The 14,321-nt window shown below is 66.2% G+C and carries 10 protein-coding genes; all 10 read right to left on the bottom strand.

Annotated elements, in window-relative coordinates:
* Positions 1-1,079: 1,079 nt before the first annotated feature.
* The 10 genes from AC6I0Y_RS00670 to AC6I0Y_RS00625 all read right to left on the bottom strand — a co-directional run bounded on the left by AC6I0Y_RS00670 (position 1,080) and on the right by AC6I0Y_RS00625 (position 14,129).
* The gene (locus AC6I0Y_RS00670) at positions 1,080-2,153 is read right to left on the bottom strand and encodes a type IV pilus twitching motility protein PilT (protein ID WP_160709203.1); all 1,074 of its coding nucleotides are present in this window, start codon (positions 2,151-2,153) and stop codon (positions 1,080-1,082) included.
* A gap of 8 nt (positions 2,154-2,161) precedes the next feature.
* The gene (locus tag AC6I0Y_RS00665; RefSeq protein ID WP_160709201.1) at positions 2,162-2,782 is read right to left on the bottom strand and encodes a hypothetical protein; all 621 of its coding nucleotides are present in this window, start codon (positions 2,780-2,782) and stop codon (positions 2,162-2,164) included.
* Positions 2,775-3,248, bottom strand: a complete 474-nt coding sequence (locus tag AC6I0Y_RS00660; protein WP_160709199.1) for a hypothetical protein — start codon at positions 3,246-3,248, stop codon at positions 2,775-2,777. The genes AC6I0Y_RS00665 and AC6I0Y_RS00660 overlap by 8 nt, the downstream gene beginning before the upstream one ends.
* Position 3,249: 1 nt before the next feature.
* Positions 3,250-3,801, bottom strand: coding sequence for a DUF4860 domain-containing protein (locus tag AC6I0Y_RS00655; protein WP_236643380.1), 552 nt, complete (start codon positions 3,799-3,801; stop codon positions 3,250-3,252).
* Complete coding sequence (locus AC6I0Y_RS00650) at positions 3,798-4,073, bottom strand: hypothetical protein (RefSeq protein WP_497732244.1); 276 nt, start codon at positions 4,071-4,073, stop codon at positions 3,798-3,800. Before AC6I0Y_RS00650 ends, AC6I0Y_RS00655 begins: the two co-directional genes overlap by 4 nt.
* 57 nt (positions 4,074-4,130) lie before the next feature.
* Positions 4,131-5,183, bottom strand: coding sequence for a type II secretion system F family protein (locus AC6I0Y_RS00645; RefSeq protein ID WP_497732242.1), 1,053 nt, complete (start codon positions 5,181-5,183; stop codon positions 4,131-4,133).
* Between the two features lie 62 nt (positions 5,184-5,245).
* Entirely contained in the window at positions 5,246-6,253 is a 1,008-nt protein-coding gene (locus tag AC6I0Y_RS00640) for a transglutaminase-like domain-containing protein (RefSeq protein ID WP_497732240.1), read from the bottom strand.
* A 171-nt stretch (positions 6,254-6,424) separates the two neighbouring features.
* Entirely contained in the window at positions 6,425-6,610 is a 186-nt protein-coding gene (locus AC6I0Y_RS00635) for a hypothetical protein (protein WP_497732237.1), read from the bottom strand.
* A 357-nt stretch (positions 6,611-6,967) separates the two neighbouring features.
* Entirely contained in the window at positions 6,968-13,603 is a 6,636-nt protein-coding gene (locus AC6I0Y_RS00630; protein WP_497732235.1) for an MBG domain-containing protein, read from the bottom strand.
* 370 nt (positions 13,604-13,973) lie between these two features.
* Positions 13,974-14,129, bottom strand: a complete 156-nt coding sequence (locus AC6I0Y_RS00625; protein WP_497732234.1) for a hypothetical protein — start codon at positions 14,127-14,129, stop codon at positions 13,974-13,976.
* Between the last annotated feature and the right edge of the window lie 192 nt (positions 14,130-14,321).

Genomic DNA, 14,321 nt, shown 5'->3' with positions numbered 1-14,321 from the left:
GTTCCGCCATAGAGCCACGTTTCTGGATTTCTCCAGTACCAGCAGCGTACCGACGCCGTCTCCTAAATACAAGCGACGTACCGAACGATGAGCGTCTCGATGTGCATATGTTGCCGCATTGTTTACTTTTAGTTTGAGTTAACTCTAGGTTATACCCCACCTGAGGATGAACTGTACCAGAATTGGGTCACTAAAGATGACCTTATGAGTAATAGATTCCGCAAGGAGGGAACGGATGTTTCACATGAAACACCCATTCCCGCACAGACAGCACCCCTCCCCCACCGCCCAACACGAAGCACCCAAATCGAAAAAAGAAGCACAGATGCAGCAGGGAGAGAGCAGGGGGTGCGGATCCCGCGCCCCCAAAGGAAGGAGCCCCGCAAAGCGGGAGCAAAAAGCGAAGAAACGACACGCACATGAGCGAATTCAAACAAATGTTTCACGTGAAACACCTCTTGTGCATGAGGCGAGAGAAAGCGCCTCGGAAGCAGAGGCGCAAACTTGATGGCCTGAGAGTCCGCGGCAGATGCGGCACGCGGATGCGCGGCACCGGAGATGCTCGCAGATAAAGCCGGAAAGCAAAGCACGCCATGACCAGAAGACATGCCTAGCGAAAACGCTGGCCGCACAGAAGAGTGCGGCAACAACGCCGCAAACAAATGTTTCACGTGAAACATTTCGAGCACGAGGACGGCGAAAGAATCTCGCAAACACGAGCGCAACGCACCGGCCAAGAAGCAACAGAGCACAGAGGCCCAGGCGCGACAGCCAAAAGAAGAGGCAAAGAGAGCACAAAGGCCTGACGGCAATTCGGACACAGGCATACCCCGCAGAACGCAAAGGCGCAATCGCCCACAGCAGGGCGGCCGCGGGAGCGGGGCGCTCCGCAGCAGGGCAACCGTGGCAGGGCGGCCGCGGGGACGGGGCGCTCTGCAGCCGGCGGGAGGGGCGGCGCCAGATCGGCCTGTCGCGGCGGAGTGTCTGCCGCAGGCGCCCGTTGCGGGGGGTCAATAACGCAGGAAGGCGCGGTAACCCCACGCCTTCCCTATTAGTGTTGCTTATTCCGCAGATGGGGCCTACAAGCCCTCGGCCTCCAGGCGCTTGGCGAGCGCCTCTTGGTGGATGCTGCACTGCAGCGCCGTCTCGCGGGCCACCTGGCCGGAAGCCACCAGCTCGAACAGGCTCTGGTCCATGGTGCGCATGCCCTCGGCGGCGCCAGCGGCGATGACGGAGTCCATCTGATGCGTCTTGGCCTCGCGGATGAGGTTGCGGATGGCCGTGTTGGCAATCATCACCTCGAAGGCCGGCACCATGCCGCCATCCACGGTGGGCACGAGCTGCTGGCTGACCACGGCCTGGAGCACCATGGACAGCTGGATGCGGATCTGGCGCTGCTGATTGGCCGGGAACGCGTCGATAATGCGGTCAACGGTGTTGGCGGCACCGGTGGTGTGCAGCGTGGAGAACAGCAGCTGGGCCATCTCGGCGGCGGTCACGGCCGTGCCGATGGTCTCCTGGTCGCGCATCTCGCCGAGCAGGATCACATCGGGCGACTCGCGCATGGCCGAGCGCAGCGCCTCGGCGTAGGTGGCCACGTCAGTGGGCACCTCGCGCTGGGTGACGATGCAGCTGCCATGGCGATGCACGTACTCGATGGGATCTTCCATCGTAATAATATGACCGTTTCGTTCATGATTAAGCCGATCGATGATGCATGCCAGCGTAGTGGACTTGCCGGCGCCAGCGGGGCCGGTCACCAGCACGAGGCCCTTCTGGAACTCGGCGCAGTCCATGACGGCGTCGGGGATGTTGAAATCAACCGGATTGGGCAGCGTAAAGGGGATGACACGGATGACGGCGGCCAGCGACCCGCGCTGACGGAACACGTTCACGCGGAAGCGCCCGATGCCGCCAATGGCGAACGAGAAGTCGTCGTCATGGTTGCGCGACGCGTCGAAAGGCTCCATGGAGCGATGGGCCTCGGCATAGATGGCGCGCACCAGGGCGTCGGTGTCGGCGGGCATGAGCGCCTGATCGCCCAGGCGAACCTGACGGCCGCCGACCTGGTAGGTCAGGGGCAGTCCGGCGATCACGTAGACGTCGGAGGCCTTGGCGTCCACCATGTCCTTCAGAAGCTGTTGCAGGTTCATCGGTTCTCCTATCCGAGCGAAGGCGATCCCGACCATAGGGTCTCGCCCGCGCCCTCCTCATTCCACTCCGTCGTTGCCTTCCAGGAAAGAATCTCGTAGCTGCCGTCATCGCGGATGGCGATGACCACGTCGAGCGTACGCCCGCCGTCGGTCGCAAACGATGCGCTCACGGCGCCGCGCGCGTCATCGAGCAGCGGCGTCACGCCCTCCACGGGGATGGCGTCGGCCGGCTCCTCGCCGGTGCGTCCCACGCCCACGATGCCAGCGAGGCTGGCCGCGCGGTCGGTGGAAACGGCGGACGCGTTGGCCGTCAGCGGCAGCGGCGCCGCCTCCTTCGCCTCCTCGGCCAGGCGCGGGAGCGCCTGCTCGACGGCCGCCATGGCGCCGGGGCCCGTCGCGCCAGCGCCATGCGCGGCAGCCAGCTCGGCATCGAGGCCGCCCAGGAAGCTCTGACCCGCCGTCTCCACGGCATAGGCCTCTTCAGCCGCAGCGGCCTGGCGCTGGGTAAGGGTGTAAGACGCCTGGGCCGTGGTGACGGCAAGCACCGCCATGACAGCCAGGCACAAGATGATGATGAGCGCGAACAGGCTGATGGGGCCCATGCGCACCGAACCGCGGCTCTTAGCCATTGGCGCCACCTCCCTGCACGTCTGCCACGCCCGCGGCGCCCGCCACGTAACGCGCGGTCGCGAGGCTGAACACCTCCTCGCCGTCGGCGGTCACCGCGATGCTCGCGCGGTACAGCACGCCGGCGGACAGCGGCTCGGGCACGACCTCGCAGATGACGGTCAGACCGTCATCCGTCTCGTCGGCGCTCGCGTAGGCGCCGCCCTCGCCCGGCTCGCCCATGCCGGCCAGCGGGTCGGCGGCGAAGCGCTCGGCGCGGTTGGACGCGAGCTCCACAGCCTCTTCCAGCTGGACGTTCTGGCGCCCGGTCTCGTTAGCGTCGCCGAACAGCTGCATGAACACCGCCAGGCAGCCGGCGAGGAACACGAGCAGGATGAGCGCCTCCACCACGAAGGCGGCGCCGGGCCACACCGCACGGTCGGCGGCGGTGCGGCGCCTCATCGAGCGATCAGCAAATCCCCGAGGCATCTCACGCACCTCCCCTCACGCTGCGCAGGGCCACTTCTGCCCGCCCCTCGTCGGTGACGATGGTGAGCAGTCCCTGGGAGTAGGTGAAGTCGAACGTGCCCGTAGCCACGACGGGCGTGGCCTTATCGGGCGTATAGGGCGTGCCGGCGACGGAGTACTCCTCCACCACCTGGCCGCGATACAGGTAGATACGCGTCTCATAGGTGCCGTTGGCCAGGCGCTCGGTCAGCACAAGCGAGCGCCCCTCGGGGCCTGCGCCCACCGACACCGCGTCGATGGCGTCAGACGAGCGCACGCTGTTCACCAGGAGCCCCATGGCCAGGCGATCCTGATCGGTCTGGCTCCGCATGTCCGAAAGCGCGCTGTACACCCGCGTGCCGGCCATGATGGCCAGCAGCAACGTGATGACGAACAGCGCGAACAGCAGCGCGGTGAACACGCGGCCGTACTCGCCCGTGCGTCCCGCGCCCCGGTCGATGGCGGAGGTCAGGCCCCCTTGCACCGCATCCATGAACTGGACGTCGCGCTCGCCCTGCCGGTCTTGGTAGCTCATCGCGGCACCACCACCACGCTGGGCATCACGTTGCCTGCGAACGCCTCGTAGGTGATCACGTAGTCATCGTGGTTGACACGCAGGCCGTACTCGCGCTCGAGGTAATCGAGCGACGAGGGGTACGCCCCCTCGATGGCGCAGCACTGCATGGCCGCGTCGAGCACGGTGTCGCGCACAGCCGCAGCGCCCTGCTCGCGCAGAGACGCGCCCACCGCGCCGAATCCGACGACCACGGCCGCCACCAAAAGGCATGCGACCAGCGCGGTCACCATCCGGCGGCGGCGCCTGCGCCTGATGTCTCGGGTTGTCTGCTCGTGGTACATGGCAGCCTACCCGATGGATCCCATGATGCCGATGAGCGGCAGCATGACCGAGATGAGGGTGGCTCCCACGGCCACGGTGAGGAAGGCGGCCAGGGCCGGCTCCGTGGCATCGATCACACGGTCGATCTGCACCACCGCGTCGTCGAAGAAGGTACCTGACAGCCGGTCGAGCACCGCATCCAGGCTGCCCGAGCGCGAGCCGATGGTGAGCATGCGCGCATACACCGGCTCGAACACGCCGTGGTCGCCGATGGCCTGCGCCAGGCTCTTCGCGGTGACGGGGCTGATCATGGCCTCGTAGGCCGCGGCAGCCTTCTCGTACAGCGCGTCGTGCTCGACGGTGGCGAGCGCCTCCTTCATGGCGTCGTCGGTGTTCACGCCCGAGGCCGTGTAGATGGCCACCGCCGACGTGAAGCGCGAGAGCGCCAGCTGGTACATGGCCTGGCGCGTGAAGGGAATCTTCTCGAACAGGCGCATGATGGACTGGCGACCGCCCTCGCTGCGGCTGGCGATAACCCCCGCCAGTGCCAGCACGGTGCACAGGAGCGTCACCGCCAGCGCCACCCAGCCGATGCCGATGGAGACGGCCACCGCATTGAACGAGCCCGTGGTCAGGCCGCCGGCCAGGTTGTCGTAGACGCCCACGAACACGGGCAGGATGACCGCCACGGTGAACGCCAGGATCACGCTCATCAGGCACAGCAGCGCCGCCGGGTACCCAATGGACGAGCGGATCTTCGCGAACAGCCGGTCCTCCTCGTCGTAGTAGACGCCAAGCGAGCGCAGCACCTCCTCCAGACGGCCCGACGCCTCGCCGACGCCCACCATATCCACGGCGTAACGCGGGAACGCCCCCGAGGCCTCCATGGCCTGGGAGAGCGTGGCGCCGCTGATGAGCCCGACGTAGACGCGGTCGCAGGCACGCTTAAAGGCGCTGTCCTCCATGTTCTCGGAAAGCATCGACACGGCCTCGTCGGTCTGGATGCCCGCCGACAGCATGAGCGCGGTGCTCTCGCAGAAAGCGCTCAGCGCGCTGCTTTCCAGCAAAGACTTGCTCATTCCTTCGCTCCTTCGTTCTCCTCCCCGCCGAGCGGGGCCCTCCGTTATCGCCTGGCCGCGCGTCAGTAGACGTAGCGGTCGGTATAGGTCGTTCCGTCCCCGATGGTGCCGCCCGCCCCCGCTGCCGCGAAGGTCAGGTCGACGCGCGTCCACGTGTCGGGGTTCACGGTTATCTGGGCCGATACCCAGCGTCCGTCGATGTAGACCATGTTCCACGCGTGGTAGATGTTGTCGGGCGAGACGTAGCCCGTCACTATCTGGCAGGGAATCCCCAGGCTGCGGAACATGGCCGCGGCCAGCGAGGCGTAGTCGAAGCAGATGCCCTCGCGCGACGAGAGCGTGGAGTCCGGGTTGGGCACGTAGCCCGTGGCGTCGGCCAGCTCGGCGGCCTTGGCCTTGTCGTAGGCGATGGTGTCCACCACCCAGTCGTAGATCGCCCGCACGACCTCGCCCTCGTTCTGGGCGCCGGCGACCAGGCTGCGCGCCTGAGTCACCGCCGCGCTTGAGGGCGTGTAGTTGCAGAATACGTTGGGCACCAGGTAGGGAGCGAACTCGCTCTCCAGCTTCACATCCGCCGTGGCCGAGGCCACCTCGACGTAGCTTGAGCCGCTCGTGTTCTGCATGATGCGGAAGGTATAGGCCCCATCCCCCATGTTGATGGGGCAGATGATGGGCGTGCCATCACCGGGCAGGTCGTAGTTGTAACTCCGCTCGCCACGCACCACCTGGAACTTGAGGCGACTGTCGTTGACGGCCGACGCGCCCACGTAGCCCTTGCTCGCCGACGACACGTCGATGGAGCCGCCCGCGCTCGTAATGGCGGCAGATGCGTCAAAGCTGGACATCGGCACGGGATCGGGCGGGACGTAGGCGGGACCGGAGGTCTCTCCCCCGTCGTCGCCTCCGCCGGATCCCTCATCCGAAGGCGCGGACGATCCACCGGGACCGGTAGACGCGGAGGCAGAGCCGCCGCCCCCGCCGCAGGCGCACAGAGCCAGGCATGACACGAGAAGCGCCGCCACCAGGACGGCGCCGAGAACGCGTTGAACCGTATATTGAAGCGTGCTCAAGAAACTCCCTCAAAAACCAGGCAGAGCCCCCGTGTATCCTGGAGGTTATTATACCCGCACACGGCCGAAGCACACGCGAGGGAAGGCGTCGCGGGGCGCTATCGCCTGTAATAAGTGCACGGCTGCCGGTAACGTACACGACCTCCCGAAGAGCCCGCCGGCACCGATCCGCTACTGGCGCCGATTGAGGATGAAGACGGCCACGCAGCAGGCCACCACGGCAAGCCACCACACGACGGAGAGAACGACTCCTGCCGGAGACACCAGCAGGCCCGCTCCCATGAAGAAGCACGCGCCTACGTAGAACAGCGTCGACGCTGTGACGATAACGGGAATTGTCCAGTTTGCGGCTCTCATGATGCCTCTTCCTCGGGGCGCATCGGCTCCCTGGCTCGCAGCTTCTGCGATCGTGCCGCCCGCGGCGCTTGGAAACGTACGTCTCAACCGTTTCCTTCGAGTGCTTCTCCTCTTCATGGTAGACGTTTTAACCGGCGTCCAGACCGCCCATCTCCCAACGGGAACGCTCGTGACCGCTATTCCTTTCTTGGTGCGCGCAAGTTGCCATCGTGAAACCCTGGTCCCCGCTATCGGATTTAGCACGCCCCCGCACCCTCCCGCAACGACGAAAGGAGGGGGGCGCCCCCGTGCGGAAGGCGCCCCCTCTCTCAGCTCTCTGTCGATAGCCGCCGAACGCGGCCCGATCCGACTCGGCGGCTAGGCCTCCGCCCTATCCGCAGCCGTCGTGGGACGGGTTGCCCGCTGCGGGCGACGGCCGCTGGAGGTCAGGTCGTTCTCCAGGTCGGCGACGCCGCGAGCGCCGCGCAGGCGCCGCACGATGCAGGCAGCCCCGTAGATCAGCGTCACCACGATGCCCAGGAACGTGTAGAAGTGCACCCAGCACACCGGGTGGTCGAAAGCGGCCTCCGGCACGTCGTCATCGCTGATGGTCTCGGCCAGCGGCGTCTCGTCGTTGCCGATGAACGTCTCGAACGGGCTAGCCAGCAGACCGGCGACCGTCGCGAGCGGGCCGTCGTCCGGCGCAACGCCCGGGGTGGGGGTGCTGCCGCCCAGGGGAGACGCCGTGAGCGGCGCAGCCGGCGCCGTGATGGCGAAGGTGCCCGGCACCACGCGCACGCTGTAGTTCGGGTTGGGGTAGTAGGTGGCGGTCAGGGTGTCGGGGTAGGTGCCCACGGCCTCATCGTCGCCCGTGCGGCTATAGGCCAGCTTCTCGAGCGCGTCGCCCGCCACCAGGCCGGTGACGGTGCCCGTGAACTCGGGGTCGGCCTCGCCGGCCACCTTAGCGGCGTTGTCCACTGCAATGGTGGCGATGGCCGGGCTGATGGTTACCGTAGCCAGCACCGGCTGGGTGGGCGCGAAGTTGTTGTGGGTCGCCTGGACGTACACCTGGTACGTGCCGGCGTTCACGAAGTCAGGCAGGTCGGTGGTCCAGTTGTCGAGCGTGCCGTCGGCCGAGAACCAGATCTCGGAATCCGGCTGCAGCGCGCGGGCCTGGATGACGGCCGGGCGCCCGTCGTAGGTCTTGGTGAAGCCGTCGGCGCCGGCCACGTTCTGAAGCAGCAGCGCGTTGCCCTCGATGGGCGCGATGGTGAACGAGCCCCGCTCGACGCCCGTCACGACGTAGTTGCCGTTCTGCTGGGCGACCGTCGCGTCGATGACGCCCTCGTAGGTGCCCGCCGCCTCGTCATCGCCGATGCGGCTGAGGGTCACGTTGCCCAGCGTGTCGCTGCCGAAGAGGCCCTCGACGGCAAAGCTGCCATAGCCCTGCGGATCGTCATCGCCGAAGAACTTGGCCGACGGGTTGACGATGATGCGCACCGGCGCCGGCAAGATCTCGTACTCGCAGGCTACCGCGCCACGGTAGTTGCTGGGCGCGGAGGCGCTCACGATGGCGGAGGCGGTACCCACGTTGACGGGCTCGCTCGCGTAGGACACGGTGAAGTCGGAGCCGTTGCGCAGCACGCGGCCGTTGGCGGCACGCACGACGGGCACGAGCTCCTGGGCCTGGCCGTTGTAGGTGGGCGACGCCGGCGCCTCCACCGTCGCGCCCGTGTACACGGCCTGGGTCAGATCGTCGGGGTTGATCTCGGTGGGATCGTCGGGGTTGATGCTCTGCGGCACCACGGTCAGGGTGCCGTTCTCCATGGTGACGTCGTAGTTGGCCAGGTCGGTAGCGGCGTTCGACACGCATTCGAAGCGGTTGGGGACGCTGCCGACATTCGTCTGGGAGCTGGTGAAGAGGTACGAGCCCTCCTCGCCCTCGGCCCAGCCCTCGCCCTCGGCGTCATTCACGGCCACCACGCTCGTGCCTACGAGGGGCTCATCATCATAGACCTTGGCGTCGATGTTGCTCGCCAGGGTAACGGGACGCTTCTCGATGGTGAGCGCGCCGCCGCCCACGACCACGGCCACCTGGTCGCTCACGTCGTTGCCGGCCTCGTCGAACACGGCCGCCACGCCCGTGGCGCCAAAGAAGTGGGTGCCCGCGTTCTTGGCGGTGCCGGCCTGGTAGCCGTCGGTGTTCACGAGGAAGCGCGTGCCGTTCTGAGCCTGGGCCCAGATGCCCGCTACCTCGTGGGCGTCCTGGCCGTCCTTCGCCGGAACAGTCACGGTGCCGCGCTCGCCCTCGAAGTCGGGAGCCTCGTGCTCCTGGCCGTCATAGGTGACGGTGGAGGAGCCGCGGGTCAGCTCGACGGCGAACTCAGCGTCGGCAGGCGTCACCGTAAGCGAGCCCTCCGCCTTGGTGACGGCGTAGTTGCTCTCGATGAACCCGCTGCCGTCCTTCGCCTTGTAGGCAAACGTGTTGGGAGACGTGCCCACCAGCATCTGGGAGCCGGTGACCTCGAAGTCCACGGCCTCGTCGCCGGCAAAGCCCTCGCCGCCGACCTCCACGGCGTCGCTCGTCAGCGGAGTGCCGTCATAGGGCTTCTCGGCGCTGGCCGACGTGAAGGTGATCGGGCGCGGCTCGATGGTCAGCTTGCCAGCGACGGGGCGAACGACGATGAGGTCGTTCACGCATTCACCGTTCTCATCGTAGACGACCACCTGATCAGGCTCGTAGGCGATGGTGCCTGCGGCGCTCGCGGGGCCGTCCTGGTCAAGCGCCACGTTCGTGGCCTCCGCATACCAGGCGGTTGCCGGCAGGCCCGTGATGCGATAGACCGGCCCGTCCTCGCCGCCCCAACGGACGGTGATGGTGCCGTTCTCGTCCTGGCCGACGAAGCCAGACACCGCATGCGCCTGACCGTCGTAGGTGAACGAGGCACTCTTGCCGAACACCTCGAGCGTCTGGGCGCCTGGGTTCGCCACCTCAAGCGTGCCCGCCTGGATGGTCAGGTCGTAGTTGTCCAGGTTGGTGTTGCCGTTCGGCGTGACGGCGAAGTCGTTCGTCACGGTGCCGGGGCGGGTGATGCTCGCCGAGAACTGGTAGCTGGCGCCCTCGCCCGCGGCCCAGCCGTCCTCGACCGCCAGCTTCGCGTCGCCGTTGGTCAGCGCCGTGCCGTCGTAGTTCTTCTTGAGATCGGCCGACCTCAGCGTGAGCGGCCGCTTGTCGATGGTCAGCGTGCCGGGCGTCGTGGTTACGGCGAACTGGTCGGTCACGTTGTTGCCCTGGGCGTCGTAGACGATGGCAGAGCCCGTGACGTTGACAGGATAGCCTCCCGCAATGACGTCCTTGCCCGCGCCGCGCGCCTCAAGGCCGGCAACATAGTAGGTGAGGCCACCAGCGCTCACCTGAACCGCCTTGACCTCCTTGGCGGCCTCGCCCTCGCCCAGCGTGTAGACCTGCTCGCCCGCCAAGCCCGTCAGCACCTGCTCAGTGCCATCGTAGACCACCTCGGCGGAGGCGCCGGCCACGGTCGCCTGGTACTTCGCATCGCGGTTGAGCACCGTTAGCTTGCCGTACGCCGTGATGATGCGGTAGTTGTCCGCCTTGGTGCTGGCGTTCAGCTCATAGGTGAAGAAGTTCTCCGAAGTGCCCACGAGCGTCTGGGCTCCTGTGAAGGAGTACGTGGCGCCCTCGGTTATGTTAGCCCAGCCATCGCCGCCCACGCTGACCATGCTATTCGTGTTTACGAGCGGCGTGCCGTCGTACTGCTTGCTGAAATCGTGGCTCGTCAGCGTGATGGTGCGCTTGGTGATCTCGAGCGCAGTACCCTGCTCGACGGTCACCGCGAAGCTCGCGCTCACGTCATTGCTCGTGGCGTTGGTCACGACCGGCGTACCAGAGGCCTTCGCCTCGTAGGTTCCGGCGTCCACGCCCGAGGCGCCGACGGTGATGCCCGATACCGTGTAGGTCTTGCCGTCAACGACGAAGCTGGTGCCCTCGAAGCCCTTGACGCGGAAGCCCTCCACCGTGTGCTCCGCCCCATCGTACAGGGCAGAGCCCGTGTTGGGCACGAGCACGATGGAGTGCTCGGCATCAGCGGGAGTGACGGTGAGCGTGCCCTCGATCTGGGAGATGAGGTAGTTGTCGGCCTTGGTGCCGGCGTCCAACGTGTAGGAGAAGGCGTTGGCGGACGAGCCGACGGCGGTTTGGCTGCCGGTCACGCGGTAGGTGGCTCCGTCGCCGAAGCCCCAGCCATCGCCCTTGACCTGCACGGTCTGGCTGACGAGCGGCGTGCCGTCATAGGCCTTCTCCGCATCGGGGCTGACCAGCGTGACGCCGCGCTTGGCGATAGAGAGCGTGCCGGGGGCCGTCTTCACGTTGAAGAGGTGGGTCACATCGTCGCCCTCGGAGTCCTTAACCACCGGCGTGCCGGTAACGGTCACCGGGTACTCGCCCGCATCCACGGCGCTCGCGCGGGCCGTCAGGCCCTCCACGTCGTAGGTGGCGCCGTCGATGACGAACTGCAGGGTCTCGAAGCCCTCGACCGCCTGCGTCGTTCCATCGTAGGTGAACGAGCCGCTCTTGGCCTGAACGGTCACCTCATGCACGGCATCGGCATTGCCGACCGTCAGGGTTCCCTCCACCTTCGTGATGGCGTAGTTGTTCGCGCTCGTGCCCTCGTTCAGCGTGTAGTCGAAGGTGTTCGCGGACGATCCGATCTCAGTCTGGCCGCCGGTCACCTCGAAGGAGGCGCCCTGGCCCTCAACCCAGCCGCGGCCGCCAACGGTCACGGCGTCGTTCGTAAGCGGCTGGCCATCGTAGAGCTTGTAGGCGCTCGCGCTCGTCAGGGTCACGGGGCGCGGCTCTACCGTGAGCGTGCCAGGTGCCTCGCTGACGGCGATGTTGTAGTTGGCCGTCACATCATCGCCCGCGGCGTTGCGCACGCACCAGGCCGTGATCGTGTTGGGGGACGCGCCGGCGTCCGTCTGCTCGCCGGCCGTCGTCACGTCCAGCCAGTCGCCTTCGGCGAGCACGCCGTTTTCCAGGGAGAACCCAGCCGTGAGCGGCGTGCCGTCGTAGAACTTGACGGCGGACTCAGCGTGCACCATCAGGGTGGGATCCTCAGCGGCAACCTGCGTGACCGTCAGCGTGCCGAAGACGGTGGAGATGGCGTAGTTCTCCGCAAGCGTGTTCTCGTTCAGCGCGTAGGTGAAGACGTTCTCGGCGCTGCCGACGTTGGTGACGGCGCCCTGCACCTCGAAGGAGGCGCCCTCGCCGTTGGCCCAGCCCATGCCGCCGACGACCACCTCGGCGTTGCGCAGCTCGGTGCCATCGTAGGCACGCTCCTCGCTGGCGCTGGTCAGCGTGACCGGGCGCTGAGCGATGGTGAAGTCTTCCACAGCCACGATCTGGCCGAAGCGCTCGGTGTTCCAGACGGCGCGGGCCGTGTACTCGCCGGCGTTGACCGGACGATCCTCAACCCAGGCGTCGTCGGCGGCACCCTTGGGCTTGTAGGAGACGTTGGCGCTGCCGAAGTCGTCCTGGTCCGCCTCGCTCAGCGAGGAGATGGCGACCTTCGGCTGCGGAGAGCGCGGATGCTCGCCGTACGTCCATCCGGCGATGTCGACGACAGCGGAGAACTCGCGGCAGTCTGGAGTGCCGTTGCCGTTGGCGTCCCGATGATAGACGACGTTGACGGTCACGTCGCGATCGACGATCGTGATGGGCTCAGGCTGGTAGTCGGTGACGTAGCCCGACAGGGCGGGAGCGGCAACGGGGCTGTACGTATCGCCGGCGCGCAGGGTCTGCGACTCGATGTCCTCAGGCAGCTGGGTGGCATCCGCGCCGTCGGCCACGTGGTAGGAGTACTTCGTGAAAACGCGGTAGGTTTTCGGCATGGGGAAGTCGTCATCGGGCTCGCCGGGGTCGACGAGGTCGTCCTGCTCGGCCGGCTCGGAGGCCGGCTGCTCCGGCGCGGAAGACGCGGCAGGCTTCTCGGCAGGATCCCCCGAAGAGGCATCGGCTGGCGTCTTCGCGTCCTCCGCGGAATCCGCGGGGGCAGCCGCCGGCTCGCCGGCAGACTCGCCCTCGGTGTCAGCCAGCGTCTGCGGCTCGACGACGCTCACCGTCCACTGCTCGCTGCGGGTCTGCCACTTGACGCCATCTTCAGCGTACTCGGCGTAGGTGTGGGTGATGGTGGCGTCGCCCAGCTCCATGCCGTTGACGATAGCGACGTTACGCTCGCCGGACACGAGGGCGACCTCCCGGTCGGAGACCGTCCAGGCATGGGCGAAGTCACCCCGGTCGGACTTGAGGGTGAGGGCGGCGTTCTTCTCCATCTTCACGACGCCATTGTCGATGATCTGCGGCTTAGCCGGAGCAGCGGGGCCGGCGGGAGTCTCGGGCTCGGGGTCTTCCCCCAAGGTGCTCATGGCAAACTGCTGGGTGATCTCGCCCGACTGCGTGACCGCCTCGGACACCGCGGCGCCCGGGTTCTGCCCCGGGACGCTGGTCTGGCCGCTCAGGGTGGTGCTCGGCGCACTCGTGGCGGTGCTCACCTTCTCGGTGACCAGCGTCAGCCGAGCGCCGTCGACCAGCTTCGACGCGGGAATAACGTACTCGCCGGTGGAGGTGGGATACAGGTCGAGGCCCGCGTAGGAAACGGAGGCCACCTTGTAGCCCTTGTCGGCCTCGGGCACGAACTTGAAGTCCTTGCCCGCCACGGCCGTCACCTTGGTGGCCGGGGCCTTCACTATCTGACCGGCCCCGTAGACGAGGTAGCCGTTGCCCAGGCTCAGCGAGATGACGGGGTTAGCAGGCGCGTCGGAGCCCTTCCCCGCCTGGCCGCCATCAGCCTGCGTCGCCTTCGGGGATGCGGAGGCATCCGCCTTGGTGTCAGCCCATGCTGGCATGCCGCACATCGACGTCGCCAGCACCGCCGCCATCAGCACGGCGAGGGTCTTTCCCTCGACAGTGCTTCGGGCATCGGCCAGTCGCCTTAACACGCTCATTTTTTCACCACCGGTCTTTCCTGCTTCAGGGCGGAGCCGCCGCCCCCTATCGCATTAAATAGCCGTGCTCGACGTCCGGCTGTTTGCCTGCAGACGGGCGTAGAGCGACTCGTCCCTCTGCCAAAGGGAATAGTCCAATTACCATCTTATCGGTAACGGTTTCCCTACGAAAAGTCCGAAAACTTCCCAGGCCTCTTTTTTCGGCGTTCGGTACGAAAATTTGATTGTTTGTGCAACCTAAAATCACATAACCATTACATTCATGACCGCAAAGATGGGCATTTTTTCAGGGCGAGACAAAAACCAGGGGAGGCGACCTGCGGGCCGCCTCCCCTGGCTCATTCGCTCTGCTCTGGTGCGGAAGCTACGCCGGAGCGCCCTCCACGATGGCCAGCAGCTCATCGCAGCTGGAGAAGGGGCGCGGGGCGGCGTTGGGGTAGACCACGGAGACCACCTCGCCCTCCCAGGTCTTGCCCTCGTCGGCGAACTTCGCCGTGCGGACGATGTGGCCGAAGCGCACGCGCTTGCTCGCCGGATTTCTATTTATCGTGCATAATCAAAAATGACGCAAGCAAGTATGCGACGCTTGTCTGATCTGGTCTTTTCGGCTCTCGACGTATCCCCGCCAAACGGTCTCTACTTATCAACTGCGCTCACTCAGCTCTTTATATAAAGGCGCTTTCCTCAATTCTTGTCTTCTACTTATCATTTA

The organism is Adlercreutzia sp. St.1H8 (assembly GCF_059728655.1).
The sequence above is the reverse complement of the archived record's forward strand: the minus strand, read 5'-3'. Positions and strand labels throughout refer to the sequence as shown.